General features: G+C 41.6%; 11 protein-coding genes, 7 tRNA genes, 3 rRNA genes and 1 pseudogene. 3 read left to right on the forward strand and 19 right to left on the reverse strand.

Annotation, left to right across the window (positions count from 1 at the left end; genetic code table 11):
- The first annotated feature begins 6 nt into the window (after positions 1–6).
- On the forward strand, positions 7–1,371 hold the full coding sequence (mnmE, locus tag J0J36_RS09790) for a tRNA uridine-5-carboxymethylaminomethyl(34) synthesis GTPase MnmE (protein ID WP_019291469.1): 1,365 nt from the start codon (positions 7–9) through the stop codon (positions 1,369–1,371).
- Positions 1,372–1,411: 40 nt separating this feature from the next.
- Here mnmE and J0J36_RS09795 read toward each other — a convergent pair whose 3' ends face one another.
- The 6 genes from J0J36_RS09795 to J0J36_RS09820 all read right to left on the reverse strand — a co-directional run bounded on the left by J0J36_RS09795 (position 1,412) and on the right by J0J36_RS09820 (position 6,985).
- On the reverse strand, positions 1,412–1,666 hold the full coding sequence (locus tag J0J36_RS09795; protein ID WP_019335734.1) for a hypothetical protein: 255 nt from the start codon (positions 1,664–1,666) through the stop codon (positions 1,412–1,414).
- A 34-nt stretch (positions 1,667–1,700) separates the two neighbouring features.
- A complete protein-coding gene (gene recG / locus J0J36_RS09800) occupies positions 1,701–3,707 on the reverse strand; it encodes an ATP-dependent DNA helicase RecG (RefSeq protein WP_019291467.1) in 2,007 nt (668 codons plus the stop codon).
- Positions 3,708–3,795: 88 nt separating this feature from the next.
- Entirely contained in the window at positions 3,796–4,137 is a 342-nt protein-coding gene (locus J0J36_RS09805; RefSeq protein ID WP_003133078.1) for a zinc ribbon domain-containing protein YjdM, read from the reverse strand.
- Between the two features lie 48 nt (positions 4,138–4,185).
- Positions 4,186–5,139 (reverse strand): DUF6287 domain-containing protein, encoded by a 954-nt coding sequence (locus tag J0J36_RS09810; protein WP_019291466.1) that lies wholly within the window; start codon positions 5,137–5,139, stop codon positions 4,186–4,188.
- Positions 5,140–5,280: 141 nt separating this feature from the next.
- Entirely contained in the window at positions 5,281–6,291 is a 1,011-nt protein-coding gene (gene gap / locus J0J36_RS09815; RefSeq protein WP_003133076.1) for a type I glyceraldehyde-3-phosphate dehydrogenase, read from the reverse strand.
- Positions 6,292–6,508: 217 nt separating this feature from the next.
- Positions 6,509–6,985: a DUF536 domain-containing protein gene (locus J0J36_RS09820; RefSeq protein ID WP_019291465.1), complete on the reverse strand. Its 477-nt coding sequence runs from the start codon at positions 6,983–6,985 to the stop codon at positions 6,509–6,511.
- A 128-nt stretch (positions 6,986–7,113) separates the two neighbouring features.
- On the opposite strand from J0J36_RS09820, the gene J0J36_RS09825 reads away from it, so the two are divergent.
- On the forward strand, positions 7,114–9,720 hold the full coding sequence (locus tag J0J36_RS09825) for a cation-translocating P-type ATPase (RefSeq protein WP_153925486.1): 2,607 nt from the start codon (positions 7,114–7,116) through the stop codon (positions 9,718–9,720).
- 92 nt (positions 9,721–9,812) lie between these two features.
- Here J0J36_RS09825 and J0J36_RS09830 read toward each other — a convergent pair.
- From J0J36_RS09830 to cls, 11 genes are all read right to left on the reverse strand, one after another.
- Positions 9,813–9,896 (reverse strand) — tRNA-Leu (locus J0J36_RS09830).
- 30 nt (positions 9,897–9,926) lie between these two features.
- Positions 9,927–9,998, reverse strand: a tRNA-Gln gene (locus J0J36_RS09835).
- 7 nt (positions 9,999–10,005) lie between these two features.
- Positions 10,006–10,078, reverse strand: a tRNA-His gene (locus tag J0J36_RS09840).
- 11 nt (positions 10,079–10,089) lie between these two features.
- Positions 10,090–10,160, reverse strand: a tRNA-Trp gene (locus J0J36_RS09845).
- A 7-nt stretch (positions 10,161–10,167) separates the two neighbouring features.
- Positions 10,168–10,248: transfer RNA gene (locus tag J0J36_RS09850), tRNA-Tyr, on the reverse strand.
- Positions 10,249–10,287: 39 nt separating this feature from the next.
- Positions 10,288–10,360, reverse strand: a tRNA-Val gene (locus tag J0J36_RS09855).
- A gap of 4 nt (positions 10,361–10,364) precedes the next feature.
- Positions 10,365–10,480: ribosomal RNA gene (gene rrf / locus J0J36_RS09860) — 5S ribosomal RNA — on the reverse strand.
- Positions 10,481–10,564: 84 nt separating this feature from the next.
- Positions 10,565–13,464: ribosomal RNA gene (locus tag J0J36_RS09865) — 23S ribosomal RNA — on the reverse strand.
- Between the two features lie 166 nt (positions 13,465–13,630).
- Positions 13,631–13,703 (reverse strand) — tRNA-Ala (locus J0J36_RS09870).
- A gap of 110 nt (positions 13,704–13,813) precedes the next feature.
- Positions 13,814–15,362, reverse strand: a 16S ribosomal RNA gene (locus J0J36_RS09875).
- Together the 16S, 23S and 5S rRNA genes with 7 tRNA genes alongside form the textbook arrangement of a ribosomal RNA operon.
- Positions 15,363–15,662: 300 nt before the next feature.
- On the reverse strand, positions 15,663–17,111 hold the full coding sequence (gene cls, locus J0J36_RS09880; protein WP_019291487.1) for a cardiolipin synthase: 1,449 nt from the start codon (positions 17,109–17,111) through the stop codon (positions 15,663–15,665).
- 260 nt (positions 17,112–17,371) lie between these two features.
- On the opposite strand from cls, the pseudogene J0J36_RS09885 reads away from it, so the two are divergent.
- A pseudogene (locus J0J36_RS09885) lies at positions 17,372–18,042 on the forward strand (MgtC/SapB family protein).
- Between the two features lie 238 nt (positions 18,043–18,280).
- On the opposite strand, the gene rpsI reads toward J0J36_RS09885, so the two are convergent.
- Positions 18,281–18,673 (reverse strand): 30S ribosomal protein S9, encoded by a 393-nt coding sequence (gene rpsI / locus J0J36_RS09890; protein WP_003133537.1) that lies wholly within the window; start codon positions 18,671–18,673, stop codon positions 18,281–18,283.
- A 16-nt stretch (positions 18,674–18,689) separates the two neighbouring features.
- Positions 18,690–19,136: a 50S ribosomal protein L13 gene (gene rplM, locus J0J36_RS09895; protein WP_003133539.1), complete on the reverse strand. Its 447-nt coding sequence runs from the start codon at positions 19,134–19,136 to the stop codon at positions 18,690–18,692.
- Positions 19,137–19,138 lie beyond the last annotated feature (2 nt).

Consider the following 19,138-nt stretch of genomic DNA (forward strand, 5'->3'; position numbering starts at 1 on the left):
AAAAATATGATAACAAAAGAATTTGATACTATAGCAGCCATCTCCACACCTTTAGGTGAAGGAGCAATTGCTATCGTCCGATTGTCTGGTAGCGATGCTGTCTCAATCGCTAAAAAGGTCTTTCAAGGGAAAGATCTCGATAAAGTTGCTTCACACACCATCAACTATGGTCATATCTTTGACGAGGACCGTCTCGTTGATGAAGTTATGCTCTCTGTAATGAAAGCTCCAAAAACCTTTACGCGTGAAGATCTTGTGGAAATTAACACACACGGCGGAATTGCTGTCACCCAAGAAATTTTGCAACTCCTGCTGCGCTCTGGCGCTCGCCTCGCTGAACCAGGTGAATTTACTAAACGTGCATTTTTAAATGGACGTATTGACTTGGCGCAAGCCGAATCCGTAATGGATTTGATTCGTGCTAAAACAGATCAGGCAGCCAATATTGCTGTAAAACAGCTCGATGGAAGCCTCTCTAACTTGATTAACAACATTCGTCAAGAAATTTTAGAATCGCTCGCGCAAGTGGAAGTCAATATTGATTATCCCGAATATGATGACGTTGAAACGATGACAAGTCAAATGCTTCTGGAAAAAACAGCCCATTTTGAGCAACTTCTGGAAACACTTCTTGCCACAGCTAAACGCGGTAAGATTCTGCGTGAAGGTTTGAGAACAGCAATTATTGGCCGGCCAAATGTTGGTAAATCAAGTTTGCTCAATCAACTTTTACGTGAGGAAAAAGCCATTGTTACCGACATAGCCGGAACAACACGTGATGTTATCACAGAGTTTGCCAATATTGGTGGTGTGCCCCTTGAGTTAATTGATACTGCTGGTATACGAGAAACTGAGGATATCGTCGAAAAGATCGGTGTTGAGCGTAGTCAAAAAGCCTTAGAAGAAGCCGACTTGGTCTTACTTGTGCTTGATGCTTCGTCACCTTTAACTCCCAAAGATCTGGAATTGTTGGAACTTTCTTCTTCGACAAACCGTATCGTCTTGCTAAATAAGACCGATCTACCAGAAAAAATTGAGCTCGAAAAACTCCCTAAATACTTTATCAGAATTTCTGCCTTAAAAAATGAAAATCTTGATGCCGTCGAAAAACAAATACGCGCGCTATTTTTCTCTGGGGAAATTGAAGCAAAAGATGCAACGACTCTCTCCAATGCGCGTCATATCGGCCTAGTCGAACAAGCTTTAGATGCTTTGAAGGAAGCAAATAGAGGTTTGGCAATGGGACTTCCTGTGGACCTCATCCAAGTAGATATCACACGTTGTTGGCAATTGCTTGGTGAAATAACTGGAGAAGCTGCACCGGATGAACTGATTACTCAGCTTTTCAGTCAGTTCTGCTTAGGAAAATAAAAAAACATAAGTAGGAGATATTCTACTTATGTTTTTTTATTCACTGCCAGCCCATGAATAAGGCCAGAAGAATCGATGCTGATCCGATAAATGAAAGGAAACACAAGGCAAAGCCAAAGGTGAAGATACTTGTGCCATCTCCTTCATAGGATCTTCTTGTGCGCTTTCCTTTATAGGCAAACATACTGCTTAAGGAAAGGAGAGTGAAAATAAGCTGCAAGGAAAGAAACCGCCATTCGGCAGAAAAGTTTAGCAAAGAGAGTCCACCACCTAGAAATGCTAAGAGAAGTCCCATTTTATCATCCTTTCTTGAATTCATAATTGAAACGTTAATCAAAACCACCGTCAACATCCAAGTCTGCAAGCATCATCTGATATTCTGGACGGTCAGGTGTTTTAAAAATTTCCTGCGCTTCTTGACGTGCCACTTCTAAAATATTGTAGTCATTCACTATATCAGCTGCTAGAAATTCTGGTAACCCTGATTGACGTACGCCAAATATTTCTCCGGAGCCGCGCATCTTCAGGTCTTCTTCAGCTAAACGGAAACCATTCTGCGTTTGACACATTATCTTCATCCGGTTTTTACCTGATTCTGTCTTGGGATTGGCAACGAGAATCGTATAGGACTTCTTACTCCCCCGTCCTACACGGCCCCTTAACTGATGCAACTGAGAGAGACCAAAACGATCCGCATCCATAATCACCATAATCGTTGCATTTGGCACATCCACACCAACTTCAATAACCGTTGTGGAAACCAGAACCGACAAATCCCCTGCTTTAAAGGTCTGCATGATCTGGTCTTTTTCTTCATTTTTCATTTTCCCGTGCAGTAAACCTATGCCTGTTTCTTCGCCAAAGTATTGGTTTAGTTCTTCATAAAGAGCTACAGCATTCTTTAAATCTAAAGCTTCTGATTCTTCAATAAGTGGTGAAATAAAATAGACTTGTGCCTGCTGCTCCAGTTCTTCTTTTATCCATTTCAAGACCTCTGGAAGTTGCTCGTGTTTTACCCATCTGGTCGTAATCGGTTGCCGCCCTTTAGGTAATTCGTCGATAATGGAGACATCCATATCACCAAAAGCTGTGATCGCCAAGGTCCGAGGAATTGGTGTCGCAGTCATCATAAGTACATCAGGATTTTGACCCTTTTCGCGTAAGACTTTCCGTTGGTTAACCCCAAAGCGATGTTGTTCATCGGTAATGACCAGCCCCAAATCATAAAAATCAACCCCTTCCTGAATTAAAGCGTGCGTTCCCACAACCATTTGCGTCTGACCATTTGCTAAACTTTCTAGTATCGCTCTTCGCTCCGCAACTTTTAATCCCGAAACAAGAAGACTAATTTTTAGTTCAGGAAAAAGATTTTGTAAGTTAGCAAAATGTTGTCGCGCTAAAATTTCAGTCGGAACCATTATAGCAGCTTGAAGTCCAGATAAAACTGCTGCATACATTGCTAAACTAGCAACAACTGTTTTACCTGAACCGACATCACCTTGTAAAAGACGGTTCATATGGTAAGCTGAAGACATATCTGCTAAAATTTTGTCTAAGGATTTTTGTTGGGCTCCTGTCAGTTCAAAAGGAAGATTTTTAATTTTTTCTTCCATCAACCGCTGGTCAAAAATAACCCTTCGTCCAAAGCGTTGTGCTTTCTCTTTATGCTTCAAAGCCTGCAACTTCAGTTGAAAGTAAAAGAGTTCTTCAAACTTCACGCGCCTTAAAGCTTGCTTGTGCATCTCCATATCATCTGGAAAATGCATGGCACGTACCGCTTCCTGCCGGGGCATCAATCGGTACTTTTTCAATAAATAGTCTGGCAGATTCTCGTTTAATTCCGATAAAAGCCCACTCTCAAAAGCCATTTGAATTGTTTTCACCAAGCTGGATTGCTTCATCCCTGCGGTAAGATGATACACGGGGGAAAAGCCATCTTCTGCTTGTGTTAATATTTTCATGCCCAGCAGTTGCTGCTTTTTTTGTTCCCATTTGCCATAAACCGCAACCTCTTTTCCAACCTCAATCTTATCCGCTAAATAGGGCTGATTAAAAAAGCTCACAGCAACTACAGCTTCCCCTTGTTTGAGTTTAAAAGTAAGTCTGTTGCGTTTAAATCCATAATACTGGACATTAGCGGGTGTTACCACTTCACCAATCACCGTTGCTTTTTCTCCGTCTACTAACTCAAAAATGGAGCGTCCAGCAAAATCTTCATAACGGAAAGGAAAATAAAGCAATAAATCCTGTATTGTGGAAATGCCAAGCTTTTGATAATTTTCAAAAGATTTAGGTCCAACACCTTTCAGGTATTGTATACTGTCTGTTAGTTTCATAAGTTCATTATAGCAGAAAAGCTGTTTTACTACCTTCTCCTTTATACTCAAATAAAAAAAAACGACCAGAAGGTCATTTTTCTATTGCTTATGCTTTCTTGACAACAGATCCCTTCAATCCAATGGCCCCAAAACCATCAATTTTTGAATCAATATAGTGTTCATTTTTCCCAAATTCATTGATACGTATGTTTTTAACTTTTGTACCTTTTTTAATGGGCTTTGGCATTCCCTTTACTGGAAGATCTTGTATGATAATTACAGCATCCCCATCAGCTAAAGGTTGTCCGACACTGTCAAGCACAACAAATTTATCTGCTTCTAAATCTGCTTGTGTAAATTCGTTGCCGCATTCTGAGCATCCAAATGTCGTGTCTGAGAGTTCATAAGTATATTCACTTGAACAAGTTGGGCATTTAGGTGTTTCCATTATTTCTCCATTCTTTGGTTTTAATTGTTGGTAGTGTTTATTATGTGTTTAATCTACTTTATAGTAAATTGCTTTTTGTACTGCTAATTTTTGTCTCTCTGGAAGACTTTGCGCACTAGGACCAAAAGTGTTGGACAACCAAATACGAGGTTTCGCTTTGTCTGTATCCGCCCAATCATAACCTGTTGGAATAAAGGAGAGTCCCGCTCCAGCAGGAGAGCCTTCAGGATTGCTATTTACCATAAGGAATCCTTGATTTTGCGGATTATCTGCTGATAGAGTAGTCAGAATAAGTCTGGTTTTCTGTTCACCCTCCACTATGTAACACTGATTAGTTTCAAAAGTTAGTGTGCTGCCTGCCAAATTTTTCCAAGTGCCTTGCACACTTGAATAATCTCCTTGAGCAATTTGTTCTAAATTCATCTCAGCATTTAAGCTTGTCAATCTGGCAGAATCGATTAGCCTGGCAGCTATTTCTTCAGTAACTTGTTTAGCTGTGGGGGTTTCAAAATAATCTGCAAGGACCGTATCTATCTTTGTTACTTGCTCTTCTGTTTCCCATGTTTCAGCATTGATGTAGTTATATTTAATCATCGTTTGGTTAATTTTCACATTAACCTTATGGATAATTTTGTTTGAATCATACCACTCTATTGTACCATCATCAATATCCCCTGTCATTGCCATATGGTCCGATGATAAAATTGTGGACTGAGGATTTAATTTAGCATAGGACTGAGCCAATAAAGCAATTTGTTGGTTAAGAGCTAAACTCTTCCATTCCGTTAAAGCTGTCTGTATCGGATCTGATTTACTCCCTTGAGTTGAACTCATCTTCATCATTGAACTTTCTGAAGTTTTATGATGATTTAAAGCCCGCGAGGTATCTTTTTTAGGTGTTGAATAGACAACAACAATCAGGAATATAGCTATGCCAACAAGTAAAAGACCCGTAAGGATACTTCCAAAAATAACTCTTCGCTTTTTCGAATTTTTATCCATAATCCAATTCCTGCTTTCTCAACCACTACTCCCTATAGTGTACTATATTATGAAAAAAATCTCAAAGACGCTCTAAAAAAATAAAGACAACAAAAAAACAGAGGAGCTAAGCTTCTCTGTTTCTAACGTTAAATAACAGAATTATTTAGCGATTTTAGCGAAGTATTCAAGTGTACGAACGAGGTTAGATGTGTAAGACATTTCGTTATCGTACCAAGCAACTGTTTTAACCAATTGAACGCCGTCAGCTGTAGTAACTTCAGTTTGAGTAGCGTCAAAGAGTGAAGAGTTAGAGATACCTACGATATCAGATGAAACGATTTCGTCTTCGTTGTAACCGTAAGATTCGTTAGATGCTGCTTTCATAGCTGCATTAACTTCTTCAACAGTAACTTCTTTATCAAGAACTGATACAAGTTCTGTCAATGAACCAGTTGGAACTGGTACACGTTGTGCGTGACCTTGAAGTTTACCATTCAATTCTGGCAATACAAGACCGATAGCTTTAGCAGCACCTGTTGAGTTAGGTACGATGTTTTCAGCTGCAGCACGTGCACGACGGAAGTCACCACCACGGTGTGGGCCATCAAGAGTCATTTGGTCACCAGTGTAACCGTGGATAGTTGTCATTGTACCAACTTTAAGACCGAAGTTTTTGTTCAAAGCATCAGCCATTGGTGCGAGACAGTTAGTAGTACATGATGCACCAGAGATAACTGTTTCTTCACCAGTCAAGATTTCGTGGTTAGTGTTGAAAACGATAGTTTTAACATCGTTTCCACCAGGTGCTGTGATAACAACTTTTTTAGCACCGTTAGCGTGCAAGTGTTGTTCAGCTTTTTCTTTAGTTGCGAAGAAACCAGTTGCTTCAAGAACGATTTCTGCACCATCTTCAGCCCAGTTGATGTTAGCTGGGTTAGCTTCTGCAGTAACTTTTACAAATTTACCGTTAACTTCGAAACCACCATCTTTAACTTCAACTTCACCGTCGAAACGACCTTGAGTTGTGTCATATTTCAACAAGTGAGCAAGCATTGCTGGATCTGTAAGGTCGTTGATTGCTACTACTTCAACACCTTCAACGTTTTGAATACGACGGAAAGCAAGACGACCGATACGTCCGAAACCGTTAATACCAACTTTAACTACCATGAGTAAGTCTCCTTATAGGTTTAAAATTTTGTTTATAGAGAAATTCTCTATCACTAAGTTAATCATTTAACTTACTCTTACATTTTAACACTTTTTTGAGATTTTGCAAACATAAAAGCCGGAAAATAGGCACAACCGTGGGAACGAAGAGGAAAACGTTTACATTTGTCTACTTCCTTATATTTCTAATAAAAAAATAACAGTTTTGCCACTGTTATTATTTTCCGAAAAGTTTGGCAAAGAAGCCTTTTTCTGATTCAGCCTTCATTTCAAGTAAAAACTGATTATTATCACTCAAAGATTTTTCCATCAGTTCTTGTTGACGGTTGATTTGCTTATCTTTTTCTGCAATTTGTGCATCTTTGGCCATCAATTGCTGATTTAGACGGTCAATTTCTGCATTCTTGTCTTTCATCAGGTTTGAAACCAACTCAAAAACAGCTGTGTCCGTTGGCGCTGTTGAAAGTTCTTGTGTTTCATCTTTACCATCAACAACTTCCGCCTGCGCTGTCACAACTTTGCCATAAAGGCGTTCAAGTTCATGAATACCGCCTTCATTAATTACAGTAACATTTTTTTCATTTTTCTCTACATATTGCTCGTCTAGCTGCTTGATGCGTTTATTCATCGCTTGGCGAGTCACACCAAAAAGTTCTGCAAGTTCACTTACTGTTTTCGTTTCCATATCTACCATAATACCACATTTTTAGCTATTTATACAGCTTTTTCTGAATGCTAAATCGTTTTGTAATAAATGATAAAAATATTATAATTCTATTATAAAATATTTTATAAATATGACAAAAGTAGAATAGAGGATTTATGAATTATAAGAAAAGTAATATAAAAAAGATTAAAGAGTACTATAAAACAAGCGCTTCAGAGGGTTTAAATAAAAAACAAGTTACTGCTCACCGAGCCAAATACGGCAGCAATGTTTTTCAAGAAGCCAAAGAAAAAAGTATTTTTCAAAAGCTTTTGAAACATCTACTTGAGGTAATGAATCTTGTTTTAATCATTGTCTCAGTTCCTGCTTTTTACCTATCGATGGATACTGGGAACTTCACCAAACCAATCGTTATTCTGTTAATCGTGGTCATCAATGTCATCGTTGCCCACATGCAAGAGGAACGTGCCGAAACCGCCTTATCCGCCCTCAAGAAATTATCGGCTCCAAATTCTGTGGTTATACGTGAAGGGAAGCTCAGCACAATTCCTTCTGAGCAATTGGTTGTCGGTGATTTGCTTCAACTGAGCGCTGGAGAACAGGTTGGTGCTGATGTTCGTCTCCTTTCAGCAAATAGCTTACAAGTCGATGAATCCTCCCTAACAGGGGAGTCTGAACCAATAAAAAAAGATGCTTCACGTGAGAACCTCGAAGATGTGCCTTTGGGAGACCAAGTGAACATGGTTTTCTCGGGAACAAATGTGCTTAACGGTACAGCTCAGGGCATTGTTGTAGCTACAGGAATGAAAAGTCAGATGGGACAAATTGCCCAACTTTTAGAAGACCAGGTTAAAGGGAAAACACCTTTACAAAAACGTATTGATTCTCTGGCAAAACGCCTTGCTGCAATTGCTTTTGGTGCAGGGGCAATCATCTTTATTGTCAACTTATTGCACGGTGGCATTCCCTTCAGTGAAAATATGATGACGGCTGTTATTCTTGGTATTGCTGCCGTGCCGGAAACTCTTCCTGTCATCGTGACCTTATCACTCGTTTATGGTGTAGAAAATATGGCATATAAAAAAGCCATTATTCGTAACATTCCTGCAGTTGAAACCCTGGGAAATGCTTCGGTCATTGCTTCCGATAAAACAGGAACACTTACTCAAAACCAGATGACTATTCAAAGACTCTGGGTACAAGGAGAAGAGATTTGGCATAAGGACCAACTCTCTGATAAGGAAAAAGATTTAATTTACAAGTTTGGTTTAGTATCTAATGCAACAGCCGTAAAAGATGAGGGGAAATGGGTCACACACGGCGATCCAACAGAAACAGCCATCATCAACTTCCTTATCGCACATAACTCTTATCATCCTGATAAAAATCCCCCGCGTCTCTTAGAACTTCCTTTTGATTCGACCAGAAAAAAAATGACGGTTGTTGTATCTAACGAAAGCGGGGGCTACCTGGTTATTACAAAAGGAGCCTTTGATCGGCTTGTCCCTAATCACTTTAGCAAAGCACATAATATTCACGACACCTTTGCAGAAAATGCCTTGCGTGTCCTCGCTCTTTCCTACAAAGTAATTGAAGAGATTCCAGAAAACCATCAAAGCTTGGAAGAAGACCAAACATTCTTAGGAATAATTGGAATGATTGATCCTCCAAGACCCGAAAGTAAACATGCTGTAGCCGAAGCCCGTACTGCTGGAATTATTCCTGTAATGATTACAGGGGATCATGCCTTAACTGCTAAAGCAATCGCACAGGAACTTGATATTTATCGTGAAGGAGACTTGGTCGTAGACGGAATTACCTTGGCAAACATGACGGATGAGGAGCTCAAGGAAAAGATTGAAAAAATTTCAGTCTATGCACGTGTCTCGCCTGAAGACAAGCTCCGGATTGTGAAAGCATGGCAAGATAAAAAACATATAGTTGCCATGACCGGTGACGGTGTCAATGATGCTCCCTCTCTACGAGCAGCAGATGTCGGAACCGCAATGGGAATCGCCGGAACAGAAGTGGCCAAAAATGCCTCTGACATCATCTTAGCCGACGATAACTTTGCAACTATTGTTAGTGCAATTGCTGAAGCCCGCCGTGTTTACATTAATATTAAAAGAACAATTTATTATCTTCTTTCTGCCAATGTTGCCGAAATCCTTATTATGCTATTTGGAGCTATTATTGGTTGGGGTCTGCCACTTACAGGTATGCAGCTTCTCTATATTAATGTTCTCGCAGATGGTATTCCTGGATTTGGCTTAAGTCGAGAAACCTCTGATAAGTATATTATGAAAGAACCACCAATCGATGTAAACGAAAGTCTCTTCTCTAGAAGTGTTTCACAACGTATTCTCACATCCTCCACAACCTTTATCATTATTTCACTTATCGGATTCTATATTGGTAGATTTGTAGAGATAGCGGGAACTACTCCAAGTATGCAAGTCGGACAATCGATGACATTTCTCGTTCTTGCCCTCGCTTCAACCTACCATATCTTTAATGCTCGGAGTAACGATTCTATATTTAAAGATGGTTTATATTCAAATAAAACAATTTTCTGGACAACCATTATATCCTTAATCATAACCTTTGTCTTCACACTTACACCCTTACGAACATTCATTGATGTAGTGCCTCTCACAACAACACACTGGCTTATCGCTATACTCCTCTCTCTTGTGATTTTCATCGTGATAGAAATTGAAAAGTTCATTATCAAAAAACTCAACAAAACTTTTCTTGCCTAAACATATTACACCACTTTTACTTGTTATGAAAGTGGTTTTTACATTTAGATAAAAACAAAAAAGACCTAAGAATACTTAGATCTTTTATTTTATGCCGAAGGCCGGGGTCGAACCGGCACTCCCGTGAAGGAACCAGATTTTGAGTCTGGCGCGTCTGCCTATTCCGCCACTTCGGCAACAGACTTTTCTCAAATAAAATATTTGAACTGGGGTAGCTGGATTCGAACCAACGCATGAGGGAGTCAAAGTCCCTTGCCTTACCGCTTGGCTATACCCCATTAAAAGGGCGGATGACGGGAATCGAACCCGCGAGTGCCAGCGCCACAAGCTGGTGTGTTAACCACTTCACCACATCCGCCATAATACAAACACGGGCAGCAGGAATTGAACCCACACCAAAGGTTTTGGAGACCTTTGTACTACCTTTATACTATGCCCGTAAAACTATGGAAGGGGAGGGATTCGAACCCCCGAACCCGAAGGAGCGGATTTACAGTCCGCCGCGTTTAGCCTCTTCGCTACCCTTCCGATATTTAATTGTCATTGAATATATTATAACATATTCAATGGGAGTTAACGGGATCGAACCGCTGACCCTCTGCTTGTAAGGCAGATGCTCTCCCAGCTGAGCTAAACTCCCAATCACTTGGCATTTACCCTATCTCGCAGGGGGCAACCCCCAACTACTTCCGGCGTAATAGGACTTAACTTCTGTGTTCGACATGGGAACAGGTGTATCTCCTATGCAATGAATACCAAATCATGGTCTGAATGTATTGAACACTCAAAACTAAATAACAATCTCTTGATAAATAAGTAAAGCTGAACTCATATGTTCTATTACTTGGTAAAGTCCTCGAGCTATTAGTACTGGTCCGCTCCATCCCTCGCAGGACTTCCACTTCCAGCCTATCAACCTGATCATCTCTCAGGGCTCTTAATTCATAAAGAATGGGAAATCTCATCTTGAGGTGGGCTTCGCACTTAGATGCTTTCAGCGCTTATCCCTTCCCTACATAGCTACCCAGCGGTGCTCCTGGCGGAACAACTGGTACACCAGCGGTAAGTCCACCCCGGTCCTCTCGTACTAAGGGCAGATCCTCTCAAATTTCCTACGCCCGCGACGGATAGGGACCGAACTGTCTCACGACGTTCTGAACCCAGCTCGCGTGCCGCTTTAATGGGCGAACAGCCCAACCCTTGGGACCGACTACAGCCCCAGGATGCGACGAGCCGACATCGAGGTGCCAAACCTCCCCGTCGATGTGAACTCTTGGGGGAGATAAGCCTGTTATCCCCAGGGTAGCTTTTATCCGTTGAGCGATGGCCCTTCCATGCGGTACCACCGGATCACTAAGCCCTAGTTTCCTACCTGCTCGAGTTGTAGCTCTCGCAGTCAAGCTCCCTTATACCTTTACACTCTACACATGATTTCCAACCATGTTGAGGGAACCTTTGGGCGCCTCCGTTACTCTTTAGGAGGCGACCGCCCCAGTCAAACTGCCCGACAGACACTGTCTCCCACGCCGATTATGCGTGTGGGTTAGAGCAACCATGAAGCAAGGGTAGTATCCCAACAGCGACTCACTTGAAACTAGCGTCCCAAGGTCAAAGTCTCCTACCTATCCTGTACATGCTTCACAGGTACTCAATATCAATCTGCAGTAAAGCTCCATGGGGTCTTTCCGTCCTGTCGCGGGTAACCTGCATCTTCACAGGTACTAAAATTTCACCGAGTCTCTCGTTGAGACAGTATCCAAATCATTACGCCTTTCGTGCGGGTCGGAACTTACCCGACAAGGAATTTCGCTACCTTAGGACCGTTATAGTTACGGCCGCCGTTTACTGGGGCTTCAATTCAGAGCTTCGCCTAAGCTAACCCCTCCTCTTAACCTTCCAGCACCGGGCAGGCGTCACCCCCTATACATCACCTTGCGGTTTAGCAGAGAGCTGTGTTTTTGATAAACAGTTGCTTGGATCTTTTCACTGCGGCTGTATTTCTACAGCACCCCTTCTCCCGAAGTTACGGGGTCATTTTGCCGAGTTCCTTAACGAGAGTTCTCTCGATCACCTGAGGCTACTCGCCTCGACTACCTGTGTCGGTTTGCGGTACGGGTAGTATTGAATTAAACGCTAGAAGATTTTCTTGGCAGTGTGACATCAAGGGCTTCGCAACCGTAGTTGCTTCCCCATCACAGCTCAATGTTAAAGGAAAATGCATTTGACACATTCCACACCTCACTGCTTAGACCAGAATCCATTAACTGGCTCCCTTTAGCCTACTGCGTCCCTCCATCACTAACAATACTAGTACAGGAATATCAACCTGTTGTCCATCGACTACGCCTTTCGGCCTCGCCTTAGGTCCCGACTAACCCAGGGCGGACGAGCCTTCCCCTGGAAACCTTAGTCTTACGGTGGATAAGATTCTCACTTATCTTGCGCTACTCATACCGGCATTCTCACTTGTAATCGCTCCAGCACCCCTCACGGTATACCTTCATCGCTGATTACAACGCTCTCCTACCATTTAATTAATATTAAATCCACAGCTTCGGTAATATGTTTAGCCCCGGTACATTTTCGGCGCAGGGTCACTCGACTAGTGAGCTATTACGCACTCTTTGAATGATAGCTGCTTCTGAGCTAACATCCTAGTTGTCTGTGCAACCCCACATCCTTTTCCACTTAACATATATTTTGGGACCTTAGCTGGTGGTCTGGGCTGTTTCCCTTTCGACTACGGATCTTAGCACTCGCAGTCTGACTGCCGCACATGTGTATTAGCATTCGGAGTTTATCTGAAATTGGTAACCCGAGATGGGCCCCTCATCCAAACAGTGCTCTACCTCCAATACACTTAAATTGCGACGCTAGCCCTAAAGCTATTTCGGAGAGAACCAGCTATCTCCCAGTTCGTTTGGAATTTCTCCGCTATCCACAAGTCATCCAAACACTTTTCAACGTGTCCTGGTTCGGTCCTCCAGTGCGTCTTACCGCACCTTCAACCTGCTCATGGATAGGTCACTAGGTTTCGGGTCTACATCATGATACTAAAGCGCCCTATTCAGACTCGCTTTCGCTACGGCTCCGCCTCTTCAGCTTAACCTCGCATCATAACGTAACTCGCCGGTTCATTCTACAAAAGGCACGCTCTCACCCATTGACGGGCTCGAACTTCTTGTAGGCACACGGTTTCAGGTGCTATTTCACTCCCCTCCCGGGGTTCTTTTCACCTTTCCCTCACGGTACTGGTTCACTATCGGTCATTAAGGAGTATTTAGGCTTGGGAGATGGTCCTCCCGGATTCAAACTGGATTTCGCGTGTCCAGCCCTACTCAGGATACTGCTAGGTATAAAGTCTATTTCAAATACGAGGCTATTACTCTCTTTGGCTTACCTTCCCAGGTAATTCTTCTATAGACTTTAAGTCCACGTTGCAGTCCTACAACCCCAAGAAGCAAGCTTCTTGGTTTGGCCTGTTTCCCGTTCGCTCGCCGCTACTTAGGAAATCGTTTTTACTTTCTCTTCCTGCAGGTACTTAGATGTTTCAGTTCTCTGCGTTACCTTCTCGTAAGCTATGTATTCACTTACGGATACTATGCATAACATAGTGGGTTTCCCCATTCGGAGACCTAGGGATCAATGCGTACTTACTGCTCCCCCTAGAATATCGTCGTTAGTCACGTCCTTCTTCGGCTCTTAATGCCAAGGCATCCACCGTGCGCCCTTATTAACTTTGCCATTAAAACAAGTATAAGTTTTTTCGAACTATTTAAAATAATTCGCAGCTTTACAGAAATGTTTTACCATTTCTCGGTTTATTTATCGTTATAAGATATTGTTATTTAGTTTTCAATGATCAATTCCTATTTTAACGTCTTCGTTGACAAGATACTGTCGTATCTTATGGAGCCTAGCGGGATCGAACCGCTGACCTCCTGCGTGCAAAGCAGGCGCTCTCCCAGCTGAGCTAAGGCCCCTTCTCTCAACGCAATCTTCTCTATCTTGCATCAAAAGACTGCTTGTTTGGTCTTTATAGACCCCTCAAAACTGAATAAAGTAGAACAACATCTTTTTTTATATTCCTTAGAAAGGAGGTGATCCAGCCGCACCTTCCGATACGGCTACCTTGTTACGACTTCACCCCAGTCATCGGTCTTACCTTAGGAAGCGCCCTCCTTGCGGTTAGGCAACCTACTTTGGGTACTCCCAACTTCCGTGGTGTGACGGGCGGTGTGTACAAGGCCCGGGAACGTATTCACCGCGGCGTGCTGATCCGCGATTACTAGCGATTCCGACTTCATGCAGGCGAGTTGCAGCCTGCAATCCGAACTGAGAATGGTTTTAAGAGATTAGCGCACCCTCGCGGGTTGGCGACTCGTTGTACCATCCATTGTAGCACGTGTGTAGCCCAGGTCATAAGGGGCATGATGATTTGACGTCATCCCCACCTTCCTCCGGTTTATCACCGGCAGTCTCACTAGAGTGCCCAACTTAATGATGGCAACTAGTAATAAGGGTTGCGCTCGTTGCGGGACTTAACCCAACATCTCACGACACGAGCTGACGACAACCATGCACCACCTGTATCCCGTGTCCCGAAGGAACTCCTTATCTCTAAGGATAGCACGAGTATGTCAAGACCTGGTAAGGTTCTTCGCGTTGCTTCGAATTAAACCACATGCTCCACCGCTTGTGCGGGCCCCCGTCAATTCCTTTGAGTTTCAACCTTGCGGTCGTACTCCCCAGGCGGAGTGCTTAATGCGTTAGCTGCGCTACAGAGAACTTATAGCTCCCTACAGCTAGCACTCATCGTTTACGGCGTGGACTACCAGGGTATCTAATCCTGTTTGCTCCCCACGCTTTCGAGCCTCAGTGTCAGTTACAGGCCAGAGAGCCGCTTTCGCCTCCGGTGTTCCTCCATATATCTACGCATTTCACCGCTACACATGGAATTCCACTCTCCTCTCCTGCACTCAAGTCTCCCAGTTTCCAATGCACACAATGGTTGAGCCACTGCCTTTTACATCAGACTTAAGAAACCACCTGCGCTCGCTTTACGCCCAATAAATCCGGACAACGCTTGGGACCTACGTATTACCGCGGCTGCTGGCACGTAGTTAGCCGTCCCTTTCTGGTTAGATACCGTCACTTAAGTAATTTTCCACTCTACTTAACGTTCTTCTCTAACAACAGAGTTTTACGATCCGAAAACCTTCTTCACTCACGCGGCGTTGCTCGGTCAGGGTTGCCCCCATTGCCGAAGATTCCCTACTGCTGCCTCCCGTAGGAGTCTGGGCCGTGTCTCAGTCCCAGTGTGGCCGATCACCCTCTCAGGTCGGCTATGTATCATCGCCTTGGTAGTCCTTTACACTACCAACTAGCTAATACAACGCGGGATCATCAAGTAGTGAAGCAATTGCTTCTTTCAAATAAGAATCATGCGATTCTCATTGTTATGCGGTATTAGCGTTCGTTTCCAAACGTTGTCCCCCGCTACTCGGCAGATTTCCCACGCGTTACTCACCCGTTCGCCGCTCTTCATAAAAATAGCAAGCTATCTTTAATCATCGCTCGACTTGCATGTATTAGGCACGCCGCCAGCGTTCGTCCTGAGCCAGGATCAAACTCTCATTTAAATTTAGTTCATCAAATGAACTGGCTGTTGTTTTGTCTTTCATTATTGAATTGACAGTTGGTATACAAGAAGTTAACTTCTCGCATATAGTCATTCTACTTTATTCAGTTTTCAAAGGTCTATCGCTCTCGTAAGAGATACGCTCTCTCGCGACAACTATTATATTCTATCAAACTCACTTTGTTCTGTCAAGAATAAACTGTGATTTTTCTCCCTTTTTTTTACACTCGTTCGGAAAACCCCGCCGTTGTCACGTTTAAAGACTATAAAAAACAGACACTTTGGGGGCTGGTTTTCTATTCTATAATATTGGACTCAGTAATCGTGAAAAGTTTTGCTTGATTTTAAGCCAGAGGGATTGTTGAGCAATTTCTTCATCTGTAAGTAGACTTGAATCTCTCAAATCTGCCTCAAAAGTCTTTCTCATCTCCTCTGCTACTCCTTCATCATAGCAAAAAGCACTTATCTCAAAATTTAATTCATAACTGCGTATATCTTGATTAGTTGTACCAAAAACACCTAATTTTCCATCCATTACAAGAGTTTTAGAATGTATAAAGCCATTTGTATAATTGTATATTTTTACGCCTTGTTTATGCAGATAATTTGCGTAATACTGCGTTGCTCGAAAAATAAATGGATGATCAGGCATATCGGGAATCATTATCCTTACATCAACACCAGAATTCGCCGCTGCAATAAGTGCCGTTATCATAGAGTCGTCAGGTATCAAATAAGGCGATTGAAGCCAAATATAGTCTTCTGCATCCATAATCATTTTAATAAAACCTGTTCTTAAGGTTTTATTATCATTTTCTGGACCGTTAGCCACAATCTGGATATCAATGTTCCCCTCTTCTTCTGGTACCACAAAATATGTATCTTTTCGTTCAAGTTTCTCTCGAGGGTCTTTAACGGAAACATTCCAATCTCGAATAAACGTTTCTTGAAGACCGAAAGCTGCTGTACCAACAATTCTGCCATGTGTATCACGCCAGAAACCAAACTTTTTACTATTGTAAATATATTGATCACCAACATTAAAACCACCAGTCCAGCCAATTTGACCATCTATCACTACGATTTTACGGTGTAAATGATAGTTAAGCCGCGTTTTCATTAGTGCATTACGCGAAGTGATAAAGGCTGTAACTTTCCCGCCGGCTTCCTCTAATGGTTTAAAGAAATCTTTTTTCGTTTTTCCTCCCCACGGGTCGTAAACCACCCTTACTTCAATACCTTCTTTAGCTTTCGTAATCAAATGATCACGAAAAGCAGTTCCAATTTTGTCATTAAAAAATGCATAGTATTCTACATGAATATTGTCTTTGGCATTTTTTATATCTTCAAACAAAGCTGAAAATTTATCTTCGCCATTTAGATAAAATTGTACATTATTCCCACGACAAAGCGGTGTTCGCTCCATATTATTAAAATACCTTTTAAGTAATTTTTCGTGGGGGGTCATATCTTTGGGCCCAAATTTTTCATTGTTTTCATGAACTCTTTGGCCAAGAATGGACAGGTTGTATTTGTTTTCTTCTTCAAAACGACGTGTTGTTGTTCGATCAAGTCCTCGTCCTAGGAAAAGATAGCCAAGAAATCCAATACCTGGTAAAAAAACTAAGAACATAAACCAAGCCAAAATACTGGCAATAGACCTCGGTTTACGAAAAATCGTCACAAGGGCAAGCACCGTGTTAATCGTTATCAGTGTTCCAATAAAACTATAAATTGTCGCAAGTGACATAAAATATTTCTCCCTAAAATAATCCTCTATAAAATAATATTGTTCATCCAATTATACCAAAATTGATTGAATATTGAACGTGTGCTAGACATTAATTTACTATTGTGTAAAAAAACGCTTGAACTTTCCACCTCTACAGAGAATATACTATATATATTTAGTCCAATATAAGTTATTCATTTTTTATAAAAATTACTGTTTTTCTTATTAAAATAGCGATATAATGTAAGGTAGGTTTTAAATGACAAGGAGGAATTTTTATGCAAATTACTTTCTTAACACAAATTGATTGGTTGATTCGTTTAATATTAGCAGGAATTTGTGGCTATGCTATTGGTTATGAAAGAAATAGCCGTTATAAAAATGCTGGCACACGTACTCATTTAATTGTTGCTTTGAGTGCTGCCTTGATGATTATCGTCTCAAAATACGGCTTTATGGACATCATTAGCACTCATGGGATCAATCTTGATCCTTCCAGAATTGCTGCTCAAATTGTAAGCGGAATTGGTTTTTTAGGAGCAGGACTGATCTTTGTTCACAATCAATCCGTTCGAGGCTTAACCACCGCTGCTGGCATTTGGGCAACTTCTGGTATTGGTATGGCTATTGGTTCTGGATTATATTTTATAGGTATTGTAGCTACTTTACTCATTTTACTTTTTCAAATTATTTTACATCAAAATTATCGGTGGATAAAAACAACAACAAGCAATCATCTTATTGTTCAATTAGAAGATACTGAAGGTCTTCGCCTGTTGCAAAAACAAATGAAAAATGAACATATCAAAATCCTGAGTATAAAAGTTGAAAAAAATCAAATAATTGTTTGAAAACTGATCTATATCTGAGCTTACCCAAAACTTATGAACTTGCATCACTGGTAACTCTTTTAGAGTCAAACGAAAAGATTAAATCAATTGAATACTAATCTTAAAAATAGAGCCCCTTCCTAGGGGTACTTTTACTCTTCGAAATCTTACTCCGCTCTTAGTATTCGTATTAAGACGGTCTTTATGATAAATATTGCTTAAATGGAGCTGCTACAATAAATACCAAAAAGACACCAGTAAAACTCTGGTGTCTTTTTGGTATTTATTGTAGCAGATTGAATGTTACACCAATCTCCACCAAATAATTGTTCGAAACGTTGATATATCTGAAACAGATTAACGTTTTGAGAATTGTGAAGCTTTACGGGCTTTCTTAAGACCAGCTTTTTTACGTTCAACCATACGAGCATCACGTGTAAGCAAGCCAGCGCGTTTCAAAGCACCACGGAAGTCTGGATCCACTTCAAGCAATGCACGAGCGATACCGTGACGGATAGCTCCTGATTGACCTGATACACCACCACCGTTTACGTTTACGAGTGTGTCGTAGCTACCTTCAGTTTGTGTAGCTGCAAATGGTTGGTTGATAACAAGGCGAAGTGCTGCTTGTGGGATGTAGTCTTCTACATCACGTTTGTTAATTACGATTTTACCTGTGCCGGGTACGAGACGTACACGAGCAACTGAATTTTTACGGCGTCCTGTGCCAGCATATTGTACTTGTGCCATTTAGTGCGTTCCCTCCTTAGATAAGACCTGAAATATCAAGAACTTCAGGTTTTTGTGCTGCGTGTGTGTGTTCACCACCAACAAACACTTTAAGTTTCATGCCTTGAGCACGTCCAAGAGTGTTGTGTGGAAGCATACCTTTAACTGATTTTTCAATCAAACGTACAGCGTTTTTCTCACGGAGTTCACCAGCAGTGATTGATTTCAATCCACCTGGGTGAAGGCTGTGACGGTAGTAAACTTTATCAGTTGCTTTTTTACCAGTAAGTTTTACTTTATCAGCATTGATAACGATAACGAAATCACCTGTATCTGTGTGAGGAGTGAAAGTTGGTTTGTTTTTACCGCGAAGCACGCTAGCAACTACAGCTGACAAACGACCAAGAGGTACATCAGTTGCGTCAACCACGTACCATTTACGGTCAACGTTTGAAGCGTTAGCCATGAATGTTGTTTTCATCATTT

This window comes from Lactococcus sp. LG1074, from assembly GCF_017309525.1.
In the GTDB taxonomy this organism is placed as follows: domain Bacteria; phylum Bacillota; class Bacilli; order Lactobacillales; family Streptococcaceae; genus Lactococcus; species Lactococcus petauri.